This is a genomic window from Alteromonas sp. S005, assembly GCF_036864475.1.
Lineage (GTDB): Bacteria > Pseudomonadota > Gammaproteobacteria > Enterobacterales > Alteromonadaceae > Alteromonas.
This window is the reverse complement of sequence record NZ_JAZETN010000003.1, coordinates 1-22,779: the sequence shown is the minus strand read 5'-3', so window position 1 is coordinate 22,779 and position 22,779 is coordinate 1. Positions and strand designations below refer to the sequence as shown.

The following is a 22,779-nucleotide window of genomic DNA, read 5'->3' as shown; positions in this document are numbered from 1 at the left end:
ATACCGTTTGCCTTTGCTCATAAAACACCTCTAACTAGAAGTTACAATGTAACTCATTGGGTGTCTAGCAAACTATGGGAAGTCCAGACCGACCCAGCGCCGTATGGCCGTATCACCGATGTCTAGAGAACGTGCCGCCTCAGATTTTGAGTAACCTTGATCAAGAAACAAGCTTGCGGCGTCTACTTAAAACTCAGAAGAAAATGTACATCGCTGTCGTTTTGTCATCGAACACCTCATTTACGGTGGAGACTTTACCACCTAATTTGGTGTCCGAGATCATTAAACCACTACAACATACTTTATTGCATTCCAATTCCCTTAAATTACGCTCTTCATAGTATCCAACTGCCACTTCAACCACGGCAACTTTTTCCAAGCACTATCTGATTTAACACTTGGTAAATATTCAAGCTTGTCAAGCGCCCCCATTGTCATTGTGTTTGCTTGTTTAATAGCAGAGACAAACTCTTTAACATTATTAGACGATTGAGCTGATTGTTTATCTGCATCTTCTATGATGCTCGCCAATTTTTTGGGAAAACCAAAAAGTTGGTGGTAGAAAAAGTGACAATCTAATACCTCAATCAAATCTTCAGGGTCTAATAATGCGTATAAACCTTTCATACTCATAAGGTTTCCCTCAGAAAAATCCCCTAGAATAAAGTAACAGCGAAGCGCATATGGAACATAGAACAATACAGCTCCTGCATTCTTACAACGATTTGGCGTACATTGAGCAACCATCAGTCGACACAACGACTCTCTCTGCGATTTGTTTAGATCATTGCTTTGAAGTGCATTTCTTAACAACTCGAACCAAACCACCAGCTTGCGTCGATCAGATTCATCTAGGTAATTTGCATAAACAGAAAGTTCTTCAATCTGCTGTACGACCGTTATGTTATTCAATGTTTATCTCCCAGCTATATGCTCTTTCTTTTTCTCCAATATTGTTGCCTGGATCCACAACAAAAAAATGCGGTTTCCCAATATTCAATGCGCTCGCCATAAATAGAGCCTGGTTCCCTTCCTTACCCATTGTATGAAGTGAAAGAGGAAGCCGCGCTGTTGAAATGAGATGAAATTGCCACTGATTATCAATGTTAGTCACTTCAAACAACCCTTCATCTTTTGCGCTAACAAAATAACGCCCCTCATACTGACAGATCCCCGAATAAGTTTTTTTGGGAGTAGAGAGTAGCGAAAATCCTTTTTTAGCATTACCTTTGAAAACAAACCCGTAAGATGTCACAAATATCACATCCGCGTCACTAAGTATAATTCCTCCAGAGATCGCTAAATGATCAAGCCCAATATCAGGCAATGCGATTTCAGTCCACTGTATACCATTGAAATGCCAGAGCTTCGTTTTTCTGCCATATAGATATAAATCGTTGTAAGTATTTCCAAAAAAAGATAATGGAATTAGATCCAGAGAGTGTAACGTGACTTTGTCACCTTCGATATGACACACAGTACCCGATTCGTCTGCAAATATAGTTACTAGGTCACTACACCACAAAGTATTGATTGGTAACTCAGAAAAACGATAGGCATTAACTTTGGAGAAGTACTCTTTTTTATAACCAAAAGAAACGTCCTCCAATACTGCCAAAGGGGCGTTAACCAATGTTGATGTTGTAAATACATGCCCTTCATTATCTACACACCAGAACTGGTTAGACTGAGTCATAGCGGCATCCAGTACGGTACTGTTTACCCAAAAGCAAAAGCCACTATCCTTGCTTTCATCAAAGATACCAAGATAAACATCACTCGTCGGCATACTGCCGTTGTCAGGAACACTGACCATTATAGCTAGAACTGCATCTCTGTTTTTGGTTTCACGAAGGCGTGAAATTTCGTGGTTATAAATCATTTTGGTCTCTGCTCGCTGTCTTTGGGCTTGGTTTGTTTCTGTGTTTCCCATTTTCTAATTTGAGACTCAATACATTAGAACCTTCCAAACTAACAAAGTGCGCTTGTGTAACATTTCTCATGGCAACAGCGGCCTTGCGTCCTTGTTTCGCCAGAGCATCTCTATCGTACGGTTCTTTTGCATCACGCTCTAAGCGTTCAGTAAAAATTTCGGCATTCCACTCAACAGCTTTATCAAGCCATTGGCCTAAAGTGGCATTCTCACCTTTCGCTTGTAGTTCCTTCATAAATGCTTCAGATGCACGGGTAGCTTTATAATGTTCTTCATTAATGTGTTGACCATCAAAAATCGCAAAGCAAAGAGCCTTTTTCTCATTGTAGTTGTTCAACCCATCGATCAACGGAATACTACCTCGTGACTCTTTACCGATTTTCAACCTTTCTGTAAAGCATGAATATGGCGGATAATGCTCCTTTTGATAACCATATTTATGGAACATTTCCTGACCAACTCCTCGCTTTCCTAACTCATTGTACGTATCAAACATCACACCAAAGTCATTTAGCACTTGAATACACTTGTTAGTATCTTTTAGTTCTTCAAACTCGTTATCAATATGAGTAATTCCACCTTTCATCCACCCATCAAAAATTGCTTTCCGTGCGTCGATAGATAAAGTGTTGAGGTTATCCACTTCACTTTCTAACTGTGACCGTTCAGCTTCCGAAATTAACTTATCCCTGTTGATATTTTTAGCACGTTCTTCGTACTTTGTTATATCAACTTGTTCCAAGTCGGTCTCACGTAATATCTCACCGTACTGGTCGTGATAGTATTTAGAACTATTAGTATCAACTAACTCTTTAAAATTGTAGGGCTTAAAAGAAGAGTCATCTTCAAGCGGCTGATTTAGTTTATCCGCAATCGAACGCACGTCGTGACTAGACGTCAACAGCAATGTTGCAGTTTGGATTTCTAGCTTCAGTTCATTCGTATCATTAATGAAATCATTATGTAGGGCGATACTGTGCAGCAGCGATGTTAACTGTGCATCTAACATCTTAGCTTCGTTTCCAGCGTCGATAGCTGCTTTTCGTTGCTCTTCTAACTCAGCTTGTTTTTGGTAATAGGCATCTAGTTCTTGTTTAAATCGTTCCTCTTGCTCGCGTAATACCCTTTGACGTAAATTGTGTATCCGCCTAAGAGCTTTAAGTCTGTAGCTTCGAGCTCCATAGGCCCAATTGATGTGCCCGATTAGGGCAATTAACTCTTCGATCTCTGCTTCGGTTAAATGACCTTTTGAAAGCAAGGACTCGATACGTTTAATCAACTCACGACACTTACTCTGATTTGCACGTTTTGTTTGCGTACGTGGGTAGCTGATCTTACTCACAAACTATCCCCTAATACACTTCAATACTGATATCAGACAAGGTATGCCACGCGTTCTCTCTGAAGTCATCGCTCTCATTTTCATCCGCTACAAGAGGAAGGTACTTTATCAGGACATCCAGCGGCGACATTTTTCCTTGTTCGATTTTTTCTAAATCTTGACCAAGTATTAAACTGAAAGTCGGTGAAAACTCATCTAACGCCTCACTAGCAAGATGTTCAGCTATCGACAGTCCTAAAGTCGTTAATCTAACGTTATTGTCATCAATATTTAACAAATTACTCTCTTCTGTAAGATCGCAAATAACATCGGCATAAGTCGATGGACGACCAATCATGTACTTGTCCATTAATGACAATAAGTCTTCAACTGTCAGATTCGATATTGCTTGTGGCTTGGAGATCTCAACACTAAAGTTTCCTTGCTTAAATGTCGCAAGATCAGCCTTGGTAATTCCGACGTCAACTGCGTTCTCTATGTCAATGGACAAATGTTCAGTCCAACCTGGCTCTACCAAAACATGAGTTTCAAGCTCAACTACAACAGAACCGCTTTTATTTGACTGTAAGACCACACGAGCAGTCTGATATTGACAATTACCTGTGTTGTTAGCTTTCTCAAAAGCTTCAAGAGTATTAAGTGTTTTACTCATATGTAGATATGAGTCGTTTGAACTAGATTTATGTTTTTGCGCAAGTAATTTATATGTTTCAGCTAACTCATTTTCATCTACAATAATTTCGATTGGTTCATGCGCACTATTTGACTGAATCATAAATCATTTCCCTCATAGAGCCCGGTTAATGCTTTATAGCTCTCAACGGGTTTGACTTGTTGTTCAATGGCATTTTGACGCATCACGTTAAGTGTTGATGCATCCGGCGGGCTTACCGTCCTTTCCTCGAATTCAGATTCGACTACGGTCCAGCCTGAACCTTCAGACGCGAATGGCGCTTTACTTCGAATATATTCTATGGACTTACCTACCTCTTGGGTCTCACTCATTGATCTCTGCTGAATCAACCTTCCTCGAAGTTTCTTCCCGTTTACGACCACAGTTACTGGCGCTTCCGTGGGGTGAGTAATTGATGCCAGTTGTTCTTTAAGATGACCATAAGCGAGAGATAAAATAGCAGCCTTCACTCGCCCCATCCCCTTGACTTGAGATTCATCAACTTCGCGAATTAGTCGTTTCTCTAGAGCTAATCGAACACTTTCTCCTTGACCAACCGGGGGACACATTTTCGTAATTGCACTTAACTTTCTCCCTAGAATTAAATCCAGTGCCTCTCTGACCATCTCAGCAGAAGCTCGCGCAATATCTAATGACTCTCGATTATCTACATCGAATGCCTCTTTAATAGCTTTAGGTGATAGACCACGAAGCCTAACGCGCTGAAGCTTTTCAAGAGAGCCTGGTTGGTGCTGCCTAAATAGCTCTTGTAAATGCCATGCGATGTGTTCACCAACATTGTCATCATCCGTTGCCAAAATAATTTCATCAATATCTGCACCACCACAGAGCTGTAAAATATCGCTAACCGCTTTACGAGCTGCGTTACCTTTGTCATTACTTTTTTTCTTTGGATTTTTTTTGACGTTGTACTGGTATTTAGGGTGTAATCCGTTTTTTACCAGTAAAGCCTCTTTATCACTAAAGGGTAGACCTAATACTTTTCCTTTAGTGCTAACCACTATGTAGCGCTTACCAAGCAATGCTTCGAGCTTCTTTATCTTGTTGTCAGATTCAATGATAACAACGCTTCTTGGGAACAATCGCTCTCCACGTTTGCCGATGTAGTAACCTAAATACCTCACTGAATCGGATTTTGGGTCGGTGGGCAGTATTAACCCTTCTTTTACCGTGGGAATCCCAAATGTCTTTTCGCAAATAAATGCCACAAAGCATTCTTTCGCACGGGAAACCGCAACGTTTAAGATATATGCAGCAGCACGGTAATGAACATCTCCGCCAAACTTGATACTCTTAGTTCCGCTAAATAAAATAATTGGCTTTTCAGCACCTTGCAGTGCATTGACGGTACCGATCTTCATTTTATCTACATCATCAACCGTGATTTCATATTCAGTACCTTTAAACTTTTCAATTAGAAGGTTATGCAACATGCCCTGCGTTTTACCTTTACTCCCACTATCATCCTCGTCGTGACCAATAAAAACTAAGCTTTGTTTTTTGTATGGACTGATAATCCCCACTAGGTCAGGTAAACGCTTTTCAGGCTTGCCTGGCTTATTATAGTGGTCATGAATCCTTGGCCATTGGTCAATAAGCCACTCTACAATTGTCCGAGCTTCTTTTTCATTCTTATGCGATGTACCTACCTTTTGAGTTTCCGATGCTGATGAAACCCAAGTAAGTGGTCGAAATGGTCCCCTCTCTTTAAAAAGAGGTGGGATAATAAAAATACTATTGTCATAGACCAATTCATTACAAAATTGACTCAAGACTTCTTGGCATCGATAATGACCACGCAGTGACATGCCTTGCCCTTGGTGATTAAAACATGAGATCTGTCGAAGCACATGCAAAATGCTACCGCTGATACTAGGCAGTAGCTGTTTTTTAAATGCATGGACAAAACAACGCTTTGTATGAGCTTCGTTCACTCCGATACCCAATATCTGAAACAACCCTTGTTCTTGTATCGGAGTAACGTCTTGTATTACCGGAGGAATTTGAGCTATATCCCCGACTGCGATGGTTTTCTTTGCCAACGCAAGTAATGGTAAGGTACTCCTTATATCTGCCTGCCCAGCTTCATCAATAATCAATAAGTCTGCTTTCCCGTATAAATATGGCTGCTCAGATATCCCTGGAGGCTTCTGATAAGCAAAAATTTTGGGCGCAGATTGTACAGTTGAGACCAGTATTGGCGTAATCATGCACATTCTTCGAAGCGCAGTTTCAAGGTTAGACGGAGATGCGTAGATTAAGAAATGTTCCGAACAAGAAAGCAGATAGCGCCCTTCCCAATAACGGGCTGCGTAATGGAATAGCTCTGAACGTATTAGAAGGTCTACCGCGCGATCAGCAAGAATGACTTTTGCCATACCGGAAAGAACGCCAAAGTTCTCTAATATAGCCGGATTGTTACCTTCCAAGTCATTATCTCGCAGGTACTCTCGACATACGTCTGAAATAATTTGAATTTTTTTCGAATCATCACCATGCAGTAAATCGTACATGGTTTCAATTTGGGCCGCCCCCTGACTATTACTGTGTTTTTCGTCAAAATGTTTTGAAAAGGATTTGTGAATATTAGGGTGTGTCTCAAAACCTTTGTCAAACTCTTCAACAAGCTGATAATACAAGGTATTAATCGCTTTAGAGTAAGCTGTGAGTGTATGATGCAATTGTGCAACGCAGCTTTCTAAATCACTAAATGTTTTAGCGTAATGTTGTTCACAGTAGTTCGTAAATTGACCGATGAGTTGATCTAACTTTGAAGGGTTGTTTAAATTGGCGAGCTCTCCACTCCAACGTACCACACCGCCTTTATTTGATTTATCTATCTCCCCTAACACCGCCGATTTGAGCAGCTCAGGAGACATATTATTTTTAATACTAGTTGATGGAAAGTATGTACCGTAATTAGTAGGCCCATCAATCCATCGTCTCATGTGCAACAGTGTTTTACTGTCCCCTTGATACAACACGTTAGGAAATGCATTAACAATGTTAGTAACAGACTGATTTGTTCCACCGACACCAATAACGATCGGGCAATCACCTTTAGCCAAAGCAGCTTCTACATATTGATGACTAATGATGGCTTTGAGCATCGCTGTTTTACCAGACCCTGGTGGTCCATTTACCGCCAAAACATCACCTTCACGCATGAACGTTGCAACACTAGCAGCTCCACGTTGTGTGTTATCTAGAGCAAACAGCTCCCTGTGTCTATAATCGCCTGTATCAGTACCGGTGCATTCGTCCATATGAGCCAGAAATGGCTTTTCACGAGATTGGAGCAAACGGATAAGGTAATCATCATTTAGCTTTTTTACGTCGCCATTCTCTTTATAAGCAGAATCTGTTTTACATACAGATGTTCCTTTCAATAAATCGTCACTGACAGTAAAAAGATCACGATAGAGGTTAATGATGTGTTGATTCGCTGAATTATCAGCCATCACACGACGCAACGTCACTGTGACATCTGGGTTATCAAGACTCAATGATTCATGGTGTTCCACGGAACCAAGTGTTGTATCACAGATTTTGTCAAACATTGCTTCAGAAACTGTAAACAGCTCATGCAAGTCTTCTGTCGGTTCTTTGAATACTGAATAATCAAATTTATCAAAGTTTTCCATTTTCCCGATACAATGTGGCGGTACATTTCCTTCTACCTCCAAAAGTTCTGGATTGATTATCGGAAATGAAGATGTATCTGGATAAAATACAAAACGATTATAGTTCCCACTAAGGTTTTTTATTCTCACAGGAATAGTCATTACCGTGATCGTTTTTCGCCCATATGCAGGATTGACGTCAATTGCTAAAACATATCTATTACAGCTGAAAGTGGGTAATTTTTTGTCTGAACTTTGATTATCACCACCAGCGCCATCACTCTCTTTAGATTTAGAGGCCTTGACGTCATTTAACGTTTTCAATAAGTCTTTATTGTCTGTTTCAAATCCCTTATAAGGGTAAAGGCAGCTTAATTTTGAAAGTGCACCAAAAGCATTGGGTTTGATGTCGCCATGAGCTGCGATTAAAGTATCCTTATTACTCAATAATGGCTTACTGAGCTGACCAAATGGATGACCTTGTAACAAGTTATAATGCAGGGCTAGAGCTTTTTTCATATATTTACATCTCTATTAAATCGATACGTTTCACATGCAAAGTGTCATTAATTCGGAAGGCAGTAACATGGCAATATTTATCAGTTACATCGATAAGATTAATTGCTTCCAAATAAGACAAGGGACGAGAAAACTCTTTTACTGTTATAGATTTAGATGTGGGATCAGAAAAAATTATTTTCAACATCTCATTGTTATTCTTGCTCATTGATTCTTCAACACTCTCAATTTTCAAACGGCGAGTCCTTGAGGTTGAAGGCGTTCTTTTTTCAATATCAACACAAATACTTGCACACCATATTTCGAAAACACCTTCTTCATTGATATCTTCAAAACCGCAACGTTGTGCGACACGTAACTCAATTTCTACTTGGCTGCCTGAAGGTATGAATGAGTGTGACTTTAGCATTGAAGGGTTGACTTGAATGGCGACCTTTCCGACTCCTTTAGCCTCTACAGTCACCCAACACTGAGACTGCGTAGATGGGACTAAACGGCACAAATGATCATCATCTAGATCATGTTCGGCACCAATAGACGACCAATCGAATAACACTTCACCATTGAACTCCTTTCCATCTAGTGCCAAGACTCGCTGTTCATTGGGCTGTATATGCTTAATACGCCAGCGGTTATCGTAGTTATAAAATATCTCTGTTCCTTCGTCCGTTTCTCTTTGTTGCTTTTCCCAAACGTCTTCGAGCTGAAACTGAACAGATGTATTCATCTCTATATCTCTAAAACCATGAAGCATCATTTCATTGTGCTGAATACTCACGTCATATCTAACGCCCTCAGGGCGAAACCATGTAGAAGGAGCCTTTGCTTCGATGTCGGCTTCTATAGCAACACATGTTTGTTTTGAAAAGATTCTACGAATATGTGCCTTATTTAAATCAATACGGTTCTGCTCGTTTTTCCATAACTTGTAAACAACCGGGAAAGTGAACTCATTGTATTGGGGGATATTCAAACGCAACCGATAAGAATCTAATGAGTCTTTGAATTTGTGCCACAATTGGCCACTAAGTGGTATGCAAATGCTCAATGTTCCAAATTGAAAAGTGACATCATCAAAACCTTCATCTGGCACATGCGTTGTCTTTGGAAAGGTTAACTGTGGACATTCAATTAAATTGCCTACACATCCACCCACTAATTGGATGGCACTAAACGGCCACTCACTCTTTGAATTGTATTTAACAACAGCATGAACGCCATCCGAAGCGGACTTTTGGGAAGGGAGAGTAAATGTATTTGTCCCTAGATCTATATTGATATAGCACCTAATTCCAGGCTTGCTATCTTGAGAAATAGTTACCCTACCTTTTACTTTATTATCATTCTTTGTGTCAGCGACAAGGTTAGTAACTGTCGTTGAAAACTTGTTTTCAACTTCAAAGTCTACTGTCAAAACTTCAAAATCATATTCATAGTCATCGCTTTTTTGCACTCTTACCAGAGACACTGGTATTTCTGCTTCAGCTTCAAGTTCAAAAACCTTCCACTTGTTTAACAATGATGAATCCAGGATTCCGCTATATATCATATCGTCATCTGGAAAATGAATATCACCGACTATCTCATCTTCATTCTTATGGCTTTTAGTCCATGCCTCTATGGCAACAAACGTGCCTTTGTATTTTAGATCCATCTTTCTATTTCACTTTATATAAACAGATTGCCCCATATAAGACCGCATGCAAAGGTCACTCTAGATTCTACAAGAGCACAATTAAAGCATGTCATAACTCATATTAATCGAATAAAAGTTCAGTAATGCAGCCTGGGATTATTAACGCAACACTATGTCTAAAATGATAATCTTTTTCAATAATCTAATTAGTAGTAGTTTGCTTAATTTTACCAAGCTCACCAGAGTCAAGCAGTGAATCGACCAGACTTCTCTAGACACTTAATTGATTTATAATTATGTGTGCTAAGGAGAAAATATGTCTCAGCGATTTACAGAAGAATTTAAAATACAAGCCGTCAAACAAGTTACCGACCAAGGCTATTCGGTGGCAAGCGTTTATGAGAGGCTGGGAATGACTAGCAGTTCGCTGTATAACTGGATAAAAGCCTATGGCCCAGACAGTAAAGAACATAGGCAGTCACAAGAACAATCTGATTGAATTAAGCAGCTAGAAAAAGAGCTTAAACGCGTAACAATGGAACGCGACATCCTAAAAGAAGCCACGGTATTTTTCGCGGGCGAGTCAAAGAAAAATACGCATTCATAAAGACTAGGCTCAAGAATTACCCAATAAAACTCATGTGTGAGGCGCTCTCAATACAGCGAAGTGGCTTTTATGCATGGGTGGATAAACCGAAATCAAAGCGACAGTTAGAAGACGAGCGCCTAATGGGGTTAATTAAGCATTCTTGGCTAGAAAGAGGCTGTGTCTATGGGTATAGAAAAGTCGCGAGAGACATTAAAGTTTTAGGTGAAGCTTGTAGCAAACATCGTGTAGCTAAATTGATGAAACTAGAAGGTGTAAAGGCACAAGTCGGCTATAAAAAGCATAAAGGGCATTACAGTGGAAAGCCTGCTGTTGTCGCCGATAACGTGCTCAATAGGCAATTCACGGTTGCTAAACCGAACAGGTACTGGGTCACTGACATTACCTACATCCACACTCATGAAGGCTGGCTCTACCTTGCCGTCGTTTTAGACTTACACTCTCGCGCTGTGGTTGGTCGATGAGTTCTCGTATGGAATCGGAACTCGTTACTCAGGCACTGCTAGCAGCAGTATGGCGAAGAAAGCCCAAGAATCAAGTGCTCATACACTCAGATCAAGGAAGTCAATTTACAGGCTATGAGTGGAGTGACTTCTTAACAGAGCATGATCTCAAGGTCAGCATGAGTCGTCGAGGAAACTGCCACGACAATGCCGTCTCAGAGAGCTTCTTCCAGCTACTTAAGAGAGAACGAATAAAGAAAAAATTTATACAACACGTGAACATGCAAGAGCCGACATATTTGATTACATCGAAATGTTTTATAACGCTAGATGCAAGCATGGTGAAGCGAGTAATATGCCTCCACTGGCTTATGAAAAGTTAGAAGAATTCAAACGAAAATCTGTCTAGTAAAGTCTAGTCGATTCAGCCTAACAATTTAATAGTGCGCTAGTCGCGCATATTTCTGCCGACTTGACGCTCATTTATCTACTTTCTATCGTTTTAGCAAATAACCTAAGATATTACTATCACTAAGTTTTCTAAAACTTTTAAGTCAAATTAAATGGAAAAATATGCGCGCATCGCTTGTTTGCTTGAATATATGAACAAAGTACAATTAACTAACCATTATATAGAGCCAATCTCAATGGCTGGTATTCGCTCATAGCTGCTTATCAACAATAAAACCTCATTCTATAATAGTTGCCAGTCTGAGTGTTGCCGATGCTTTATGCAGAATTAGAAATACACCTCCTTTGCATTGATCAACATTCGTTAAGCAACATCAATCAAAAAAATCTCAACTTATACGTGTAAATATAAAAAAATATCACGTTATGCGTGGTGTGAGATTCTCACATGGCTAATTAAAAGCTGTAAATTGGTCTTTTTCAGTGTGAAAGATTCTTATGTGATGTATGCATGAGCAATACTAAGTTAACGAATCAGCGAATTGCTTTCAGCAAAAAACGGTAGTTTTTTAAAAACCTACCGTTCACTTAATTGCTTTACTAACTCAACGGCACTGTCGTACTTATCATTCAGCCCTGCAGGCATAACCCGCCCGTAAAGCGCCATAACCCGCTCTTGCTTCTGTGAATCGCCCTCACTTAAGTTAGAAAAGCGTGCTTCTAATCCATCCAGAATACTCTCTGCCCCTTTTGGATTATTGCAAGCAAGGACCATGTCGCAGCCAGCATCTAGCGCCGCTTCAGCGCGCTCCACATAGCTTCCGGCAACGCTAGCGCCATGCATAGACAAATCATCAGAAAATACAGCGCCACCAAAGCCCAAGTCACGCTTAAGCACATCTTGTAGCCATTTCGGAGAAAACCCAGCGGGCTTATCGCACACTTGGTTATAAATAACATGGGCTGGCATAACGCCATCAAGCATAGCGCGCTCAATTAAGCGTTCAAACACCACCATATCAGTGCTTCTTATCTCATCAAAATCTCGCTCATCTACCGGTAATGCAATATGTGAATCGGGGGCAACACTGCCATGCCCAGGAAAATGCTTTCCAATAGCTGGCATATTGACGGTTTTTAACCCTTGTATAAGGTGGGTAGCAAGGCGTATCACCTCTTTTGCATTATCAGCAAATGCTCTATCGCCAATAACCTTAGATACACCGTTAATATCAAGCACAGGCGCAAAACTAAAATCGATATCTAGGGTTTTAAGCTCATGTGCCAACACTAGCCCACACGCCTTAGCATACGCTGCACTTTCATCCTGATGTTCTGACTGCTTTAGAATATTGCCCATAGCAGGTATTGCGGTGAAACCTTCACGGAAGCGCTGAACGCGGCCCCCTTCGTGATCGACCGCTATCAGTACGGGGCGTTTCGCATACCGTCTTATATCTTGAACAAGCGCAGAAAGCTGGCGCTTATCATGATAATTACGGCTAAATAAAATTACGCCCCCTACCACTGGATGGGCTAACTTTTCCTTTTCTTCAGGCGCAAGTTCTTCAGCCTGACAATCCAACATTAATGGTCCCACAGCACCGCCTTTGTATGTGTCATAAAACATCACTTCAATTTTGCTAGTTCTGTGGTTAGGATAGAGAAAAACAAGGAATTTTACACGTGATAAATTGGTTCAAGTGGTTGGTTTTAAGTGTTTTAACACTGCTTCTAATAGCGGCTTTGGGGATATATATCTCGCTTCGGCTAAGCTTACCCGCGCTTGATGGCAATAGTGCCACCTATCACGTAAACGCCCCCACCGAGTTAAGTCGCGACGGCTTAGGTCACGCTGTCATTAATGCCGACGATATTTTCGATGCTGCCTATGCGTTAGGCTTTGCCCACGCACAAGACCGTTTTTTTCAAATGGACTTACAACGTCGCGCCGCATCTGGGAGTTTGTCGCAATGGGTGGGCGATGTAGCTCTAGACATTGATAAGAAAGCCCGCTTTCACCAATTTGAAAAACGCGCGAAAGCCGTTTTCAAAAGCCTGCCTTCAACACAGCAAGAGTTGTTAGTACGCTACGCTCACGGTGTAAATGATGCATTAGATGAATACACCTTGCCGCCGTTTGAGTACCTCGCAGCAGGCGTTGATATAAAACAATGGCAGCCCACCGACAGCATTCTAGTTATTTACAGCATGTATTTAGACTTACAAGGCACCCAAGTAGAACTAGATTTAGCAAGAGAGGCACTGCTTTCAACTTTCGGAAATGATATATATAGCTTTATTACCCAGCCAAGTAATTATCAAGCTGCATTAGACGCCAGCGAAATCCCGTTACTGGAGGCTGAAATACCAGACTACCCTGCTTCCCTTCGTACCCTTACCAATCAGCAGAACGATGAAAGCGAGCAAAGCGCGGAGCTCAACACCAAAAAGAACAGCAAACAAAGCACAGAACAAGGCTCAGATGCTTCTATCTCTACTACTTCAACCTCGACCAATTTAACCGCAAAAACTGCAAGCAATAGCAAAAACATCAACACTGCTATTGCTCGTGCAGAATATAACGGCACTGAGCTACCTGATATTGGCAGTAACAATTGGGCGGTTACAGGAAGTCACACAGCAACAGGTGCAGGCCTTTTAGCGAACGACATGCACTTAGGCTTGCGGGTACCAATTATTTGGTATCGCGCCCAGCTTAACTACCAAGAATCGGGTAGCAAGGTGCAGGTAACTGGCGTTTCTTTACCAGGAATACCTGGAATAGTGGTGGGAACCAACGGTCATATTGCGTGGGGCTTTACTAACGCAAACTTAGACAACGTAGATTGGGTAGAGCTAGATAATACAACGCCAACGAACACGGTAACAGAGCGTATCCCCCTACCGGACGGTGAGCATGAGTTCACATTTGAAGTAAGCGAATACGGCCCTGTAACAGGACTTAACGGTAAACGTTACGCACTAAACTGGGTCGCGCATCATCCCTTTGCTGCTAATTTGGGTATCATCAATTTCGGCGCTGCAAAAGATGTTCAAAAAGCTATCGATATAGGCAAACGCATTGCCATTCCAACACAGAACTTAGTTATTGTAGATGAAACCGGCAATGCCGTGTGGCTACCTGGCGGCGCGGTTTTGGATAGGAAAAAAGCGTCGTTCACCGCTATAAAACAGCAAGACGCGACGATGCCAGAACGCGCTACAAAACTGCCTATGTTGTTGAACCCTGAAATGGGAAGAATATGGACAGCCAATGCCAGAGTAATTTCAGCTGACGACTTTAAAATATGGGGCGACGGTGGCTATGCCCTAGGTGCCCGCGGACAGCAAATAAGAGACAGACTTTTTGAAAAAGACACCTTCAGTGAAACCGATTTCTACGCCATACAGTTAGATAATCACGCTCGCTTTCTTATTCCATGGCAACACCTATTGTACGGCTTGCTGAACATGCAAGATATTGAGTTTAAGCCAGATCTTGCTTATTTAAACGCGTGGAAAGAATGCGCATGTGAAGACTCGGTAGGCTATACCTTAGTTAAACACTTTAGGCGCGAAGTGATACAAACCCTTTTTGGTGGTTTACTTTCGAACTTAGATCAACAAGGTGTAAACAGCCGTAGTCTGCTTAGAGGTATTGAACCAGCTACCTGGCAGCTTATCCATAGCCAACCTGATTCTTGGTTGCCTGCCGGCACTGAAAGTTTCGACGAGTTACTGGTAGACGCTTACCGCCGAGCCAAACACAAGTTACTAGATAAGTATTCTCCGGTAGAAGCTGATATGGAAGCCCTAGCTTGGGGTAAGGTTAATGCCCTATCGGTAGAGCACCCCTTCGCTAGTCAAATTCCATTAATAGGAAGCATGTTAAATATGCAGCAAGTGGAAGGCTTTGGTGATACTTACATGCCCGCAGTGCAAGCCCCTAGCTTTGGCGCATCGGAGCGATTTTTTGTAAGCCCAGGCCACTTAGAAGACGCCATTTTAACCTTACCGGGTGGGCAGAGCGGTCACCCGCTGTCAGATTTTTTTACAGCCGGTTTTAACGACTACGCCACTCACGCGGCAACGCCCCTACTACCGAGCGAGCCTATACACAGCCGAACATTCTATAAAAAAGAGGTTGAATGACACCCGCAATCACACTGCTTACTAAAAAACGTATCGCACATACGGTTTTAAAATACGACCACGATGTCAATGCTGCGTCTTATGGTCTGGAAGCCGTTGAAAAACTAAATCTTAACGCCGACACCGTATTTAAAACCCTAGTGGTTAGTACAGACAACAATAAACTGGCTGTTGCTGTAGTACCGGTAAACACCAAGCTAAGCGAGAAGAAAATGGCAAAAGCATTAGGTGTAAAAAAGGTAGAAATGGCTCAGGCAAACGCGGTAATGGTTGCCACTGGATATGTATTAGGTGGGGTAAGTCCGTTGGGCCAGAAAAAGCGGTTAGCCAGCGTAATTCACAAAAGTGCTGAAGGCCTTGCCACTATGCACGTAAGCGCAGGAAAGCGAGGGTTAGAAGTGGCGCTTTCCCCTGCCGATTTAGCTTTGCTGACCGGTGCTCAATTTGCGGATATTTCGGTAAGTTAACTTAGCGCAATCCAATATATCGTTAGATACGTTAGCAAAAACTTACAATGCAGCTTTTGGTTACGCGACTGCCGCCATTATGTTCTTAAGGTTTTCGATTGATTTAAGCCTTTTTTTAACCAGCACATCTTCGTTTATCTTGAGGATAATACCTTTCAATAAATCAGTAGTGTTCTCTATGTGCGATAGTGACTTAAGATGCTCTATGTCTTCGAAAATCTTGCGCCCTTTTAGCGATAGGCGCTTTTCTGATCTACCTTTTGCCAAGTCACTTTGAAGGTAATTCGCTATCTTTTTTGCTGATTTTTCATCTTCAGACAATGAGTGAATGTAGTACTTCATCATGCTTGGAACAAAGTCTGTAGTTGCACCAATTTCCATTGTCGCTAAATTTAGAATATCGATTAAATGCGCTGGTAAACGCCCTTCCACTGGCTTTCGCTTTGCTTCATATTGACGTTTAACCGCAGGTGTTGATTGATGAGGTAATACAGTCACGTTTTCACACTTATCACATACCCCCACCAAAACCTTTTTAACTACACCCGTACCATCACTGAAAGGAACATCTCTAAGTTGAAATGTCGCATTTTCAAATGATTGGCAATTGCTGCATGCCGCTTTCTGCGACTCGCCTACTTTGAAAATTTTCATATCTTTTCCTCAATGATGGACGCTAATAAAAACACTATTCGGCTCTACGAAATACCATTTAACATACCAATTATGACCGGCTAGTCTTGTCTTAATTACGTGTACTGTAATACTGCTATCAAAATGATGAGGGCTGGAAGAATAATCGCTTCCACGACTTCGACCTATAATTTCGGCAACTTCCTCAAGCGACACTTGCCCAATTGCCAATAGGTTTTTAACATCAATATCGTTTCTCTGCTCATGGGAAACGTATCCTTTATTTAGACAGTCAATGACCTGCCGCTTTATTTCCTTGTAACCCACCCAGCACTCCGCATGCACGTAAAATGTACGCCAAATTGCGTACATTTTCAAATAAGCTTTCAATCAGTTTATAGTATTAGAAGTAGGAAAGGATATGAAGCTGGGCTGTGGTATGGGTTTCAGGTGAGTGTGTAAGTGCAGTGCGAGCAATAGCCTAAGTTATAGCCTTAGACATTGCCTAATTACCAGCCTGCGCTAACCACTGCTTGCGCGCTTCTTCAAGCGCTGCTTCATCAGGCTGTTCGTTACCCGAAATAGCTACGGCAATCTGCTGAATAATGTCATCGCGCTTTTTAATCAACGCATCAGTGCGAGGGAATAGATCTTTAGCTTCAGGATACTGTTCTTTAAGCACATCTACATCTTCTAGTGCGTAATAGCGTGCTTCAAAGGCTTCGTTATACAGCTGGCGTTTTGCATTAAAAATTACGTAGTCTTTGGCGGTCTCTGAATTAAGATAATCCATATCTTCAGGTGACAATTTAGCAGCCTGCCCTACTTCACGGGCCTGCGCCATCCATGAAACAACAGCTTCGGCGTCATCATTTTTAACAGCCTGCTTTACACCCTTCTGCAAATCGCTTGCGTGAAGAATTTCCATTACTGTTATAAGCGGAACTTGCGCTGCGTCTTGGTCTCGTTTGTCTGCATCTACCGACAAATAAGCAAGCCATGAAAAGGTAGCGGCAATAATAATAGCAAGAACGACAAGTGCTTTTTTCACACTTTCCTCCAAAGAAATTGCATATGAAATTCAGTGCGGGTGCACTGTTAAATAGAAGCAATACAAAAAGAGCGAGAGACCTCGCTCTTTTTTTCAGTATTGTAACGACCTAAAGATTATTGGTCGACAGGCTCTGAGTTTTCAACTCGGCTTTTCAATTTTTGACCCGGGCGGAATGTAACCACGCGGCGCGCTTTAATTGGAATGTCTTCACCGGTTTTAGGATTACGGCCAGGACGTTCGTTTTTATCACGCAGGTCAAAGTTACCAAAACCCGACAGTTTTACTTGCTCACCAGATTCCAGAGCGCCTTTAATCTCTTCGAAAAAAAGCTCTACCAGATCCTTCGCATCACGCTTGTTAATGCCTAGTTTCTCGAATAGGTGTTCAGCCATCTCGGCTTTGGTCAATGCCATAGTTTACTCTCTTAACGCGGCCCCAAACTCAGATTCCAGACCTTTAACCACAGTATCTACAGCTTGCTGAATTTCAGCTTCTTCTAAGGTTTTATCCGGATCTTGTAAATGAAGTGACAAAGCAAGGCTCTTATAGCCAGGCTCAATTCCCTTGCCTTTGTACTCATCGAACAAGTTTAGAGCAACTAGTTGATTTACGCCAATATTTTCTATGTAAGAAAGAACATTCCCTACACGCACTTCATCTTTAACCGTAATAGCAATATCACGGCGATTCGATGGGAAGCGCGATACTGGTACGGCTGACGGTAATTTACGATCGGTAATGGCATCTACCACTAGTTCGAACACAAATACACGGCCGTTAACACCAAGCAATTTAGTAAACTGCGGGTGTATAGCACCAATATAGCCAACTTCTTCATCATTAAGCAAAATTTTTGCCGTCATACCAGGGTGTAACGCACTATGCTGCCCTGTAACGAACTGGAACTCACCGGTTTTACCTGTAAGTGCCAACAACGCCTCAACGTCTGCTTTCGCATCGAAGAAATCAACCGGGCTGTCGCCCAAGTCCCAATGTTCTTCATTACGACGCCCTGCTACTACACCACCAATTACTTGTTGTTGCAATACACCATTTGGCGCATCTTGTTGAGGAATAAAGCGTAATCCGGTTTCAAACATGCGAACACGTTGTTGCTGACGCTTCTGATTATAAGCAGTAGCACCTAGCAAACCCGGCCATAGACTTACGCGCATTACCGACATATCAGATGAAATCGGATGTGGTAACACCATGCCTTTCACGTCTGGGAATAGTGCGTTTTGAATTTTAGGGTCTACAAACGAGTAAGTAATCGCTTCATTGTAGCCGCGGCTTAAAAGCAACGACTTCATAGTGTTTAGCGGCAGTTTGGCTTCTTGCGAAGGCAGCATTGCTAGCGTAGCTTTTGGTGCCACGTTTGGAATGTTGTTGTAACCGTATACGCGCGCAATTTCTTCAATCAAATCTTCTTCAATTGAGATATCGAAACGATAGCTTGGCGCAACTGCTTCCCAGCCTGCTTCAGTTTGAGTAACGTCTAAACCAAGGCGGTTAAGCATTTCCGTTACTTTTGCATCGTCAATGCTAATGCCTAGTACGCGAGATAAACGTTCGCGACGAAGCGTAACCGTAGCTTGCTTAGGTAGCTTGTCTTCAGCCACTGCTTCAACTACAGGGCCAGCTTCACCACCACAAATTTCTAGTACCAGTGCAGTGGCGCGCTCCATGGCTTTACGCTGAAGCTGTGGGTCTACACCACGCTCATAGCGGTGCGACGCATCGGTATGCAAACCGTACTGACGGGCACGGCCCATAATGGCATCACGGCTAAAGAACGCACTTTCAAGCAAAATGTCTTGGGTTTCAGTCGTTACACCAGAGTGTAGGCCACCGAAAATACCTGCCATTGCTAACGCTTTATTGTCATCAGCAATAACTAACGTATTGCTTTGTAACTTCGCTTCGGTTTCGTCAAGTAGCGTAAGCGTTTCGCCTTCATTAGCCATACGCACGTTAATGTTGCCTTCAATGCTGGCAAGATTAAACGCGTGCATTGGCTGGCCAAGCTCTAGTAATACAAAGTTAGTCACATCTACAATGGGGTCGATGCTGCGAATACCACAACGACGTAGCTTTTCGACTAACCACAATGGCGATGCCGCTTTTACGTTAACGCCTTTAACCACACGGCCCAAATAACGTGGGCATGCGTCGTCAGCGCTTAACGTAATTGATAATTTATCTTCAATAGTTGCGTCTACCGCCGCTACTTCAGGCTCGCACACGTCAAGGTTATTAAGCACACCTACTTCACGGGCAATACCGCGAATACCCAAGCAGTCTGCACGGTTTGGTGTTAGATCTACTTCAATAGCGTTGTCATCAAGACCAAGGTAATCGCGAATGTCTTCGCCAATAGGTGCATCGGCTGGAAGCTCGATAATACCGTCGTGGTCGTCGCTAATACCTAGCTCAGAGAAGCTACATAGCATACCGAATGACGGCTCGCCGCGAAGCTTCGCTTTTTTAATTTTAAAGTCGCCCGGCAACACAGCGCCAACAACAGCAACGGCTACTTTAATGCCCTGACGACAGTTAGGCGCACCACAAACGATATCAAGTAGCTCATCGCCACCTACGTTTATTTTAGTTACGCGCAGTTTATCGGCATTCGGGTGCTGACCGCACTCAACTACTTCACCTACTAGCACGCCTTTAAAATCGCCTGCCACTGGCTCAACACCGTCTACTTCAAGGCCAGCCATGCTCAACTGTTCAGACAGCTCATGTGCCGACAGCGACGGGTTAACCCACTCTCTTAACCATTTTTCACTGAATTTCATGTGTACTCTCTGCCTTAGTTGAACTGCTTAAGGAAACGAAGATCGTTTTCAAAGAACGCGCGTAAGTCGTTAACACCGTAACGAAGCATAGTTAAACGCTCTACGCCCATACCAAAGGCAAAACCTGTGTACTCTTCAGGGTCGATACCCACAGCTTTAAGTACATTTGGGTGCACCATGCCGCAGCCTAGAACTTCAAGCCACTGACCGTTTTTACCCATAACGTCTACTTCAGCTGAAGGCTCAGTAAACGGGAAGTAAGACGGACGGAAGCGAATTTCTAGCGACTCTTCAAAGAAGTGATGTAAGAAGTCATGCAAAATACCTTTAAGGTCGGTAAAGCTAACGTTCTTATCAACCATCAAACCTTCCACCTGGTGGAACATTGGCGTGTGAGTTTGATCGTAATCGTTACGATACACCCGCCCTGGCGAGATAATACGCAATGGCGGCTTTTCCGCTTCCATAGTACGAATTTGAACACCAGAGGTTTGCGTACGAAGCATCATGTCTGGGTTAAAATAGAAGGTATCGTGATCAGCACGCGCTGGGTGATTCGCAGGAATATTCAGTGCGTCGAAATTGTGAAAACCATCTTCAATTTCAGGGCCGGTCTTTACCGAAAAGCCAAGCTCACCAAAGAAAGATTCAATACGCGCAATTGTGCGGCTAACCGGGTGCAAGTTACCAGGCTTTTCAGTACGGCCAGGCAAAGTAACATCAATGGCTTCTTCGGCTAGCTTTTTGTTAAGCTCTTCAGTGCGTAAAAACTCACCTTTTGCAGAAATAGCTTGCTGAATAACCTGCTTAGCTTGGTTAATCTTTTGGCCTGCGGCAGGACGTTCTTCGTTCGATAACTTTCCTAGCCCTTTAAGTAAGTCGGTAAGTTTACCTTTCTTACCCATGAATTCGACCCTAACTTGGTCTAATGTGGCTGCATCTTGTGCAGCGTCAATCTGGCTTTGTGCCTGATTGATAATAGCGTCAAGCTCCATGTTTTCCTCAATTTACATGATGACTGCATGGCCAAAGCATAGGAAGAATTTTTCTGTGCGCTAAGGCTTGCCTGAAATAAAAGTGGTAGTTTACACGAGTGACAGACATTACCGCTACCCTATATAGCTGATAATGGCGAAATTTCCAAGAGCGTACCCTTTTAAAGCTACTACTCTTTGAACTTAGCATAGTGAATATCCCTAAATATTACTGTAAGGCTGTTCATCACTAGCCTTTATGTGTATAAAATTAAGAAAAATAAATTCTCACAACAGGTAAAACAAAAAATGACATTCAGGGAAGACATTCAAGGCTTGCGAGCATTAGCTGTATTGAGTGTAGTCATATATCATATCAGCCCTCACCATTTACCTGGAGGCTTCATAGGCGTAGATATTTTCTTCGTTATATCTGGTTATCTCATCATGGGGCAGATATACAATAAAATTCAGCAAAACGCGTTTTCTATTTCAGACTTTTACGTAAAACGCTTTAAACGCTTATTTCCCGCTTTTTTTGCGACAGTTTCAGTATCTTCTTTCTTCGCTTTTTTGTACTTCCTTCCCGGTGAATTCAGTAAATATGCGTGGAGTTTAATTTCTTCTTGTCTTTATGTTTCAAATTTCTACTTTTATACGAAGTCAGGGTATTTCGATAGCGAACTACAAGGCTCCCCTCTGCTACATACTTGGTCGCTTTCGGTCGAAGAACAATTTTATGCATTCATGCCAGTAATTATGATACTTGCGTATGGGGCATATAAAAGGTTTTCTATTGCTATTTTAAGTACCATTGGTGCATTGAGTTTTATTGGGTGTGTTTATTTAACTCATAGTGATGTTAGCTTTGCATTTTTCGCGTCATTTACAAGGTTTTGGCAATTTATTTTAGGAGGGGCTATAGCTATTTATGGCTTACAATTAAAAAACCATCGCACTCTTTGCGAATTATTGACATCTATTGGTGTAATTACCCTCCTCGCAAGCTGCTTTTTTCTTACTCATGATGAGTTTCCAGGAATAAAAGCTGTCATTCCTACATTAGCTACAGTTGCTGTGCTTGCCTTTTCAAGAAAGGATTTATTCATCTACCAATTATTATCGGTCAAGCCTGCAGAATTTATAGGTAATATTTCGTATTCTCTCTACCTATGGCATTGGCCTGTTATAATCTTCTATCAACTTCATTTTGAAACAGAACTGAAAGCACTAGATAAAGTTATTGTATTGATCCTTTCAATTTTACTAGGTGTGCTTTCATATTACTTTGTTGAACAAAGTTTTAGAAAATCAAAAAATAGTAAAGGTGTTGCAAAAAAAGTATATCTGCAAGTTACCTTATCTAGCGCAATCCTATGCGCTGTAGTTTATTGTTTAACTTATGTATTGCCCATGCGATTCAACGAACAACAATTAGCCTATGAGGAATTCATGAACAATCATGATGCGTCTTACTTTAGGCC

At 42.0% G+C, this 22,779-nt stretch carries 15 protein-coding genes and 1 pseudogene; 4 read left to right on the top strand and 12 right to left on the bottom strand.

The genetic code is table 11. The annotated features are described in order from the left end of the window. Nucleotides 1–321: 321 nt before the first annotated feature. From V7R55_RS05405 to V7R55_RS05380, 6 genes are read right to left on the bottom strand one after another with little or no spacing between them, the layout of a single operon-like run. Nucleotides 322–912 carry a hypothetical protein gene (locus V7R55_RS05405; protein WP_334058013.1) on the bottom strand — a complete coding sequence of 197 codons (591 nt, stop codon included), beginning with the start codon at nucleotides 910–912 and terminating at the stop codon, nucleotides 322–324. After that, a complete protein-coding gene (locus tag V7R55_RS05400) occupies nucleotides 905–1,882 on the bottom strand; it encodes a hypothetical protein (RefSeq protein WP_334058011.1) in 978 nt (325 codons plus the stop codon). The genes V7R55_RS05405 and V7R55_RS05400 overlap by 8 nt, the downstream gene beginning before the upstream one ends. Next, complete coding sequence (locus V7R55_RS05395; RefSeq protein ID WP_334058009.1) at nucleotides 1,872–3,275, bottom strand: hypothetical protein; 1,404 nt, start codon at nucleotides 3,273–3,275, stop codon at nucleotides 1,872–1,874. Before V7R55_RS05395 ends, V7R55_RS05400 begins: the two co-directional genes overlap by 11 nt. Nucleotides 3,276–3,285: 10 nt before the next feature. Beyond that, nucleotides 3,286–4,050, bottom strand: coding sequence for a DNA topoisomerase (locus V7R55_RS05390; RefSeq protein WP_334058007.1), 765 nt, complete (start codon nucleotides 4,048–4,050; stop codon nucleotides 3,286–3,288). Next, nucleotides 4,047–8,111: an AAA domain-containing protein gene (locus V7R55_RS05385; RefSeq protein WP_334058005.1), complete on the bottom strand. Its 4,065-nt coding sequence runs from the start codon at nucleotides 8,109–8,111 to the stop codon at nucleotides 4,047–4,049. Before V7R55_RS05385 ends, V7R55_RS05390 begins: the two co-directional genes overlap by 4 nt. A 4-nt stretch (nucleotides 8,112–8,115) precedes the next feature. Further along, nucleotides 8,116–9,765 carry a hypothetical protein gene (locus tag V7R55_RS05380; protein WP_334058003.1) on the bottom strand — a complete coding sequence of 550 codons (1,650 nt, stop codon included), beginning with the start codon at nucleotides 9,763–9,765 and terminating at the stop codon, nucleotides 8,116–8,118. A gap of 298 nt (nucleotides 9,766–10,063) precedes the next feature. Here V7R55_RS05380 and V7R55_RS05375 point away from each other — a divergent pair. Continuing rightward, a pseudogene (locus V7R55_RS05375) lies at nucleotides 10,064–11,206 on the top strand (IS3 family transposase). A 579-nt stretch (nucleotides 11,207–11,785) separates the two neighbouring features. Here V7R55_RS05375 and nagZ read toward each other — a convergent pair. Next, nucleotides 11,786–12,796 carry a beta-N-acetylhexosaminidase gene (nagZ, locus tag V7R55_RS05370; RefSeq protein ID WP_334058444.1) on the bottom strand — a complete coding sequence of 337 codons (1,011 nt, stop codon included), beginning with the start codon at nucleotides 12,794–12,796 and terminating at the stop codon, nucleotides 11,786–11,788. Between the two features lie 98 nt (nucleotides 12,797–12,894). On the opposite strand from nagZ, the gene V7R55_RS05365 reads away from it, so the two are divergent. Further along, nucleotides 12,895–15,363, top strand: coding sequence for a penicillin acylase family protein (locus V7R55_RS05365; protein WP_334058001.1), 2,469 nt, complete (start codon nucleotides 12,895–12,897; stop codon nucleotides 15,361–15,363). Continuing rightward, nucleotides 15,360–15,830 carry a Cys-tRNA(Pro) deacylase gene (gene ybaK / locus V7R55_RS05360; protein WP_334057999.1) on the top strand — a complete coding sequence of 157 codons (471 nt, stop codon included), beginning with the start codon at nucleotides 15,360–15,362 and terminating at the stop codon, nucleotides 15,828–15,830. The genes V7R55_RS05365 and ybaK overlap by 4 nt, the downstream gene beginning before the upstream one ends. Before the next feature lie 60 nt (nucleotides 15,831–15,890). Here the strand turns inward: ybaK and V7R55_RS05355 are convergent, their stop codons facing one another. The 5 genes from V7R55_RS05355 to pheS form a co-directional block, all read right to left on the bottom strand. Then, nucleotides 15,891–16,484: a hypothetical protein gene (locus tag V7R55_RS05355; RefSeq protein WP_334057997.1), complete on the bottom strand. Its 594-nt coding sequence runs from the start codon at nucleotides 16,482–16,484 to the stop codon at nucleotides 15,891–15,893. Nucleotides 16,485–16,968: 484 nt separating this feature from the next. Then, on the bottom strand, nucleotides 16,969–17,514 hold the full coding sequence (locus V7R55_RS05350; protein WP_334057996.1) for a hypothetical protein: 546 nt from the start codon (nucleotides 17,512–17,514) through the stop codon (nucleotides 16,969–16,971). Nucleotides 17,515–17,630: 116 nt separating this feature from the next. After that, nucleotides 17,631–17,930, bottom strand: coding sequence for an integration host factor subunit alpha (gene ihfA / locus V7R55_RS05345; protein WP_012518129.1), 300 nt, complete (start codon nucleotides 17,928–17,930; stop codon nucleotides 17,631–17,633). 3 nt (nucleotides 17,931–17,933) lie between these two features. Further along, nucleotides 17,934–20,321 (bottom strand): phenylalanine--tRNA ligase subunit beta, encoded by a 2,388-nt coding sequence (gene pheT, locus V7R55_RS05340; RefSeq protein ID WP_334057995.1) that lies wholly within the window; start codon nucleotides 20,319–20,321, stop codon nucleotides 17,934–17,936. A 14-nt stretch (nucleotides 20,322–20,335) separates the two neighbouring features. Next, nucleotides 20,336–21,316: a phenylalanine--tRNA ligase subunit alpha gene (gene pheS, locus V7R55_RS05335; protein WP_015066912.1), complete on the bottom strand. Its 981-nt coding sequence runs from the start codon at nucleotides 21,314–21,316 to the stop codon at nucleotides 20,336–20,338. 288 nt (nucleotides 21,317–21,604) lie between these two features. Here pheS and V7R55_RS05330 point away from each other — a divergent pair. Further along, nucleotides 21,605–22,779: acyltransferase family protein (locus V7R55_RS05330; protein WP_334057993.1), on the top strand; the 1,175-nt coding region annotated here is incomplete at its 3' end.

Coding starts and splice junctions, on each gene's coding strand:
- V7R55_RS05385 (WP_334058005.1), bottom strand. CDS start 8,111: ATGAAAAAAGCTCTAGCCCTGCATTATAACTTGTTACAAGGTCATCCA.
- ybaK (WP_334057999.1), top strand. CDS start 15,360: ATGACACCCGCAATCACACTGCTTACTAAAAAACGTATCGCACATACG.
- pheS (WP_015066912.1), bottom strand. CDS start 21,316: ATGGAGCTTGACGCTATTATCAATCAGGCACAAAGCCAGATTGACGCT.
- V7R55_RS05355 (WP_334057997.1), bottom strand. CDS start 16,484: ATGAAAATTTTCAAAGTAGGCGAGTCGCAGAAAGCGGCATGCAGCAAT.
- pheT (WP_334057995.1), bottom strand. CDS start 20,321: ATGAAATTCAGTGAAAAATGGTTAAGAGAGTGGGTTAACCCGTCGCTG.
- nagZ (WP_334058444.1), bottom strand. CDS start 12,796: ATGTTGGATTGTCAGGCTGAAGAACTTGCGCCTGAAGAAAAGGAAAAG.
- ihfA (WP_012518129.1), bottom strand. CDS start 17,930: ATGGCATTGACCAAAGCCGAGATGGCTGAACACCTATTCGAGAAACTA.
- V7R55_RS05400 (WP_334058011.1), bottom strand. CDS start 1,882: ATGATTTATAACCACGAAATTTCACGCCTTCGTGAAACCAAAAACAGA.
- V7R55_RS05380 (WP_334058003.1), bottom strand. CDS start 9,765: ATGGATCTAAAATACAAAGGCACGTTTGTTGCCATAGAGGCATGGACT.
- V7R55_RS05390 (WP_334058007.1), bottom strand. CDS start 4,050: ATGATTCAGTCAAATAGTGCGCATGAACCAATCGAAATTATTGTAGAT.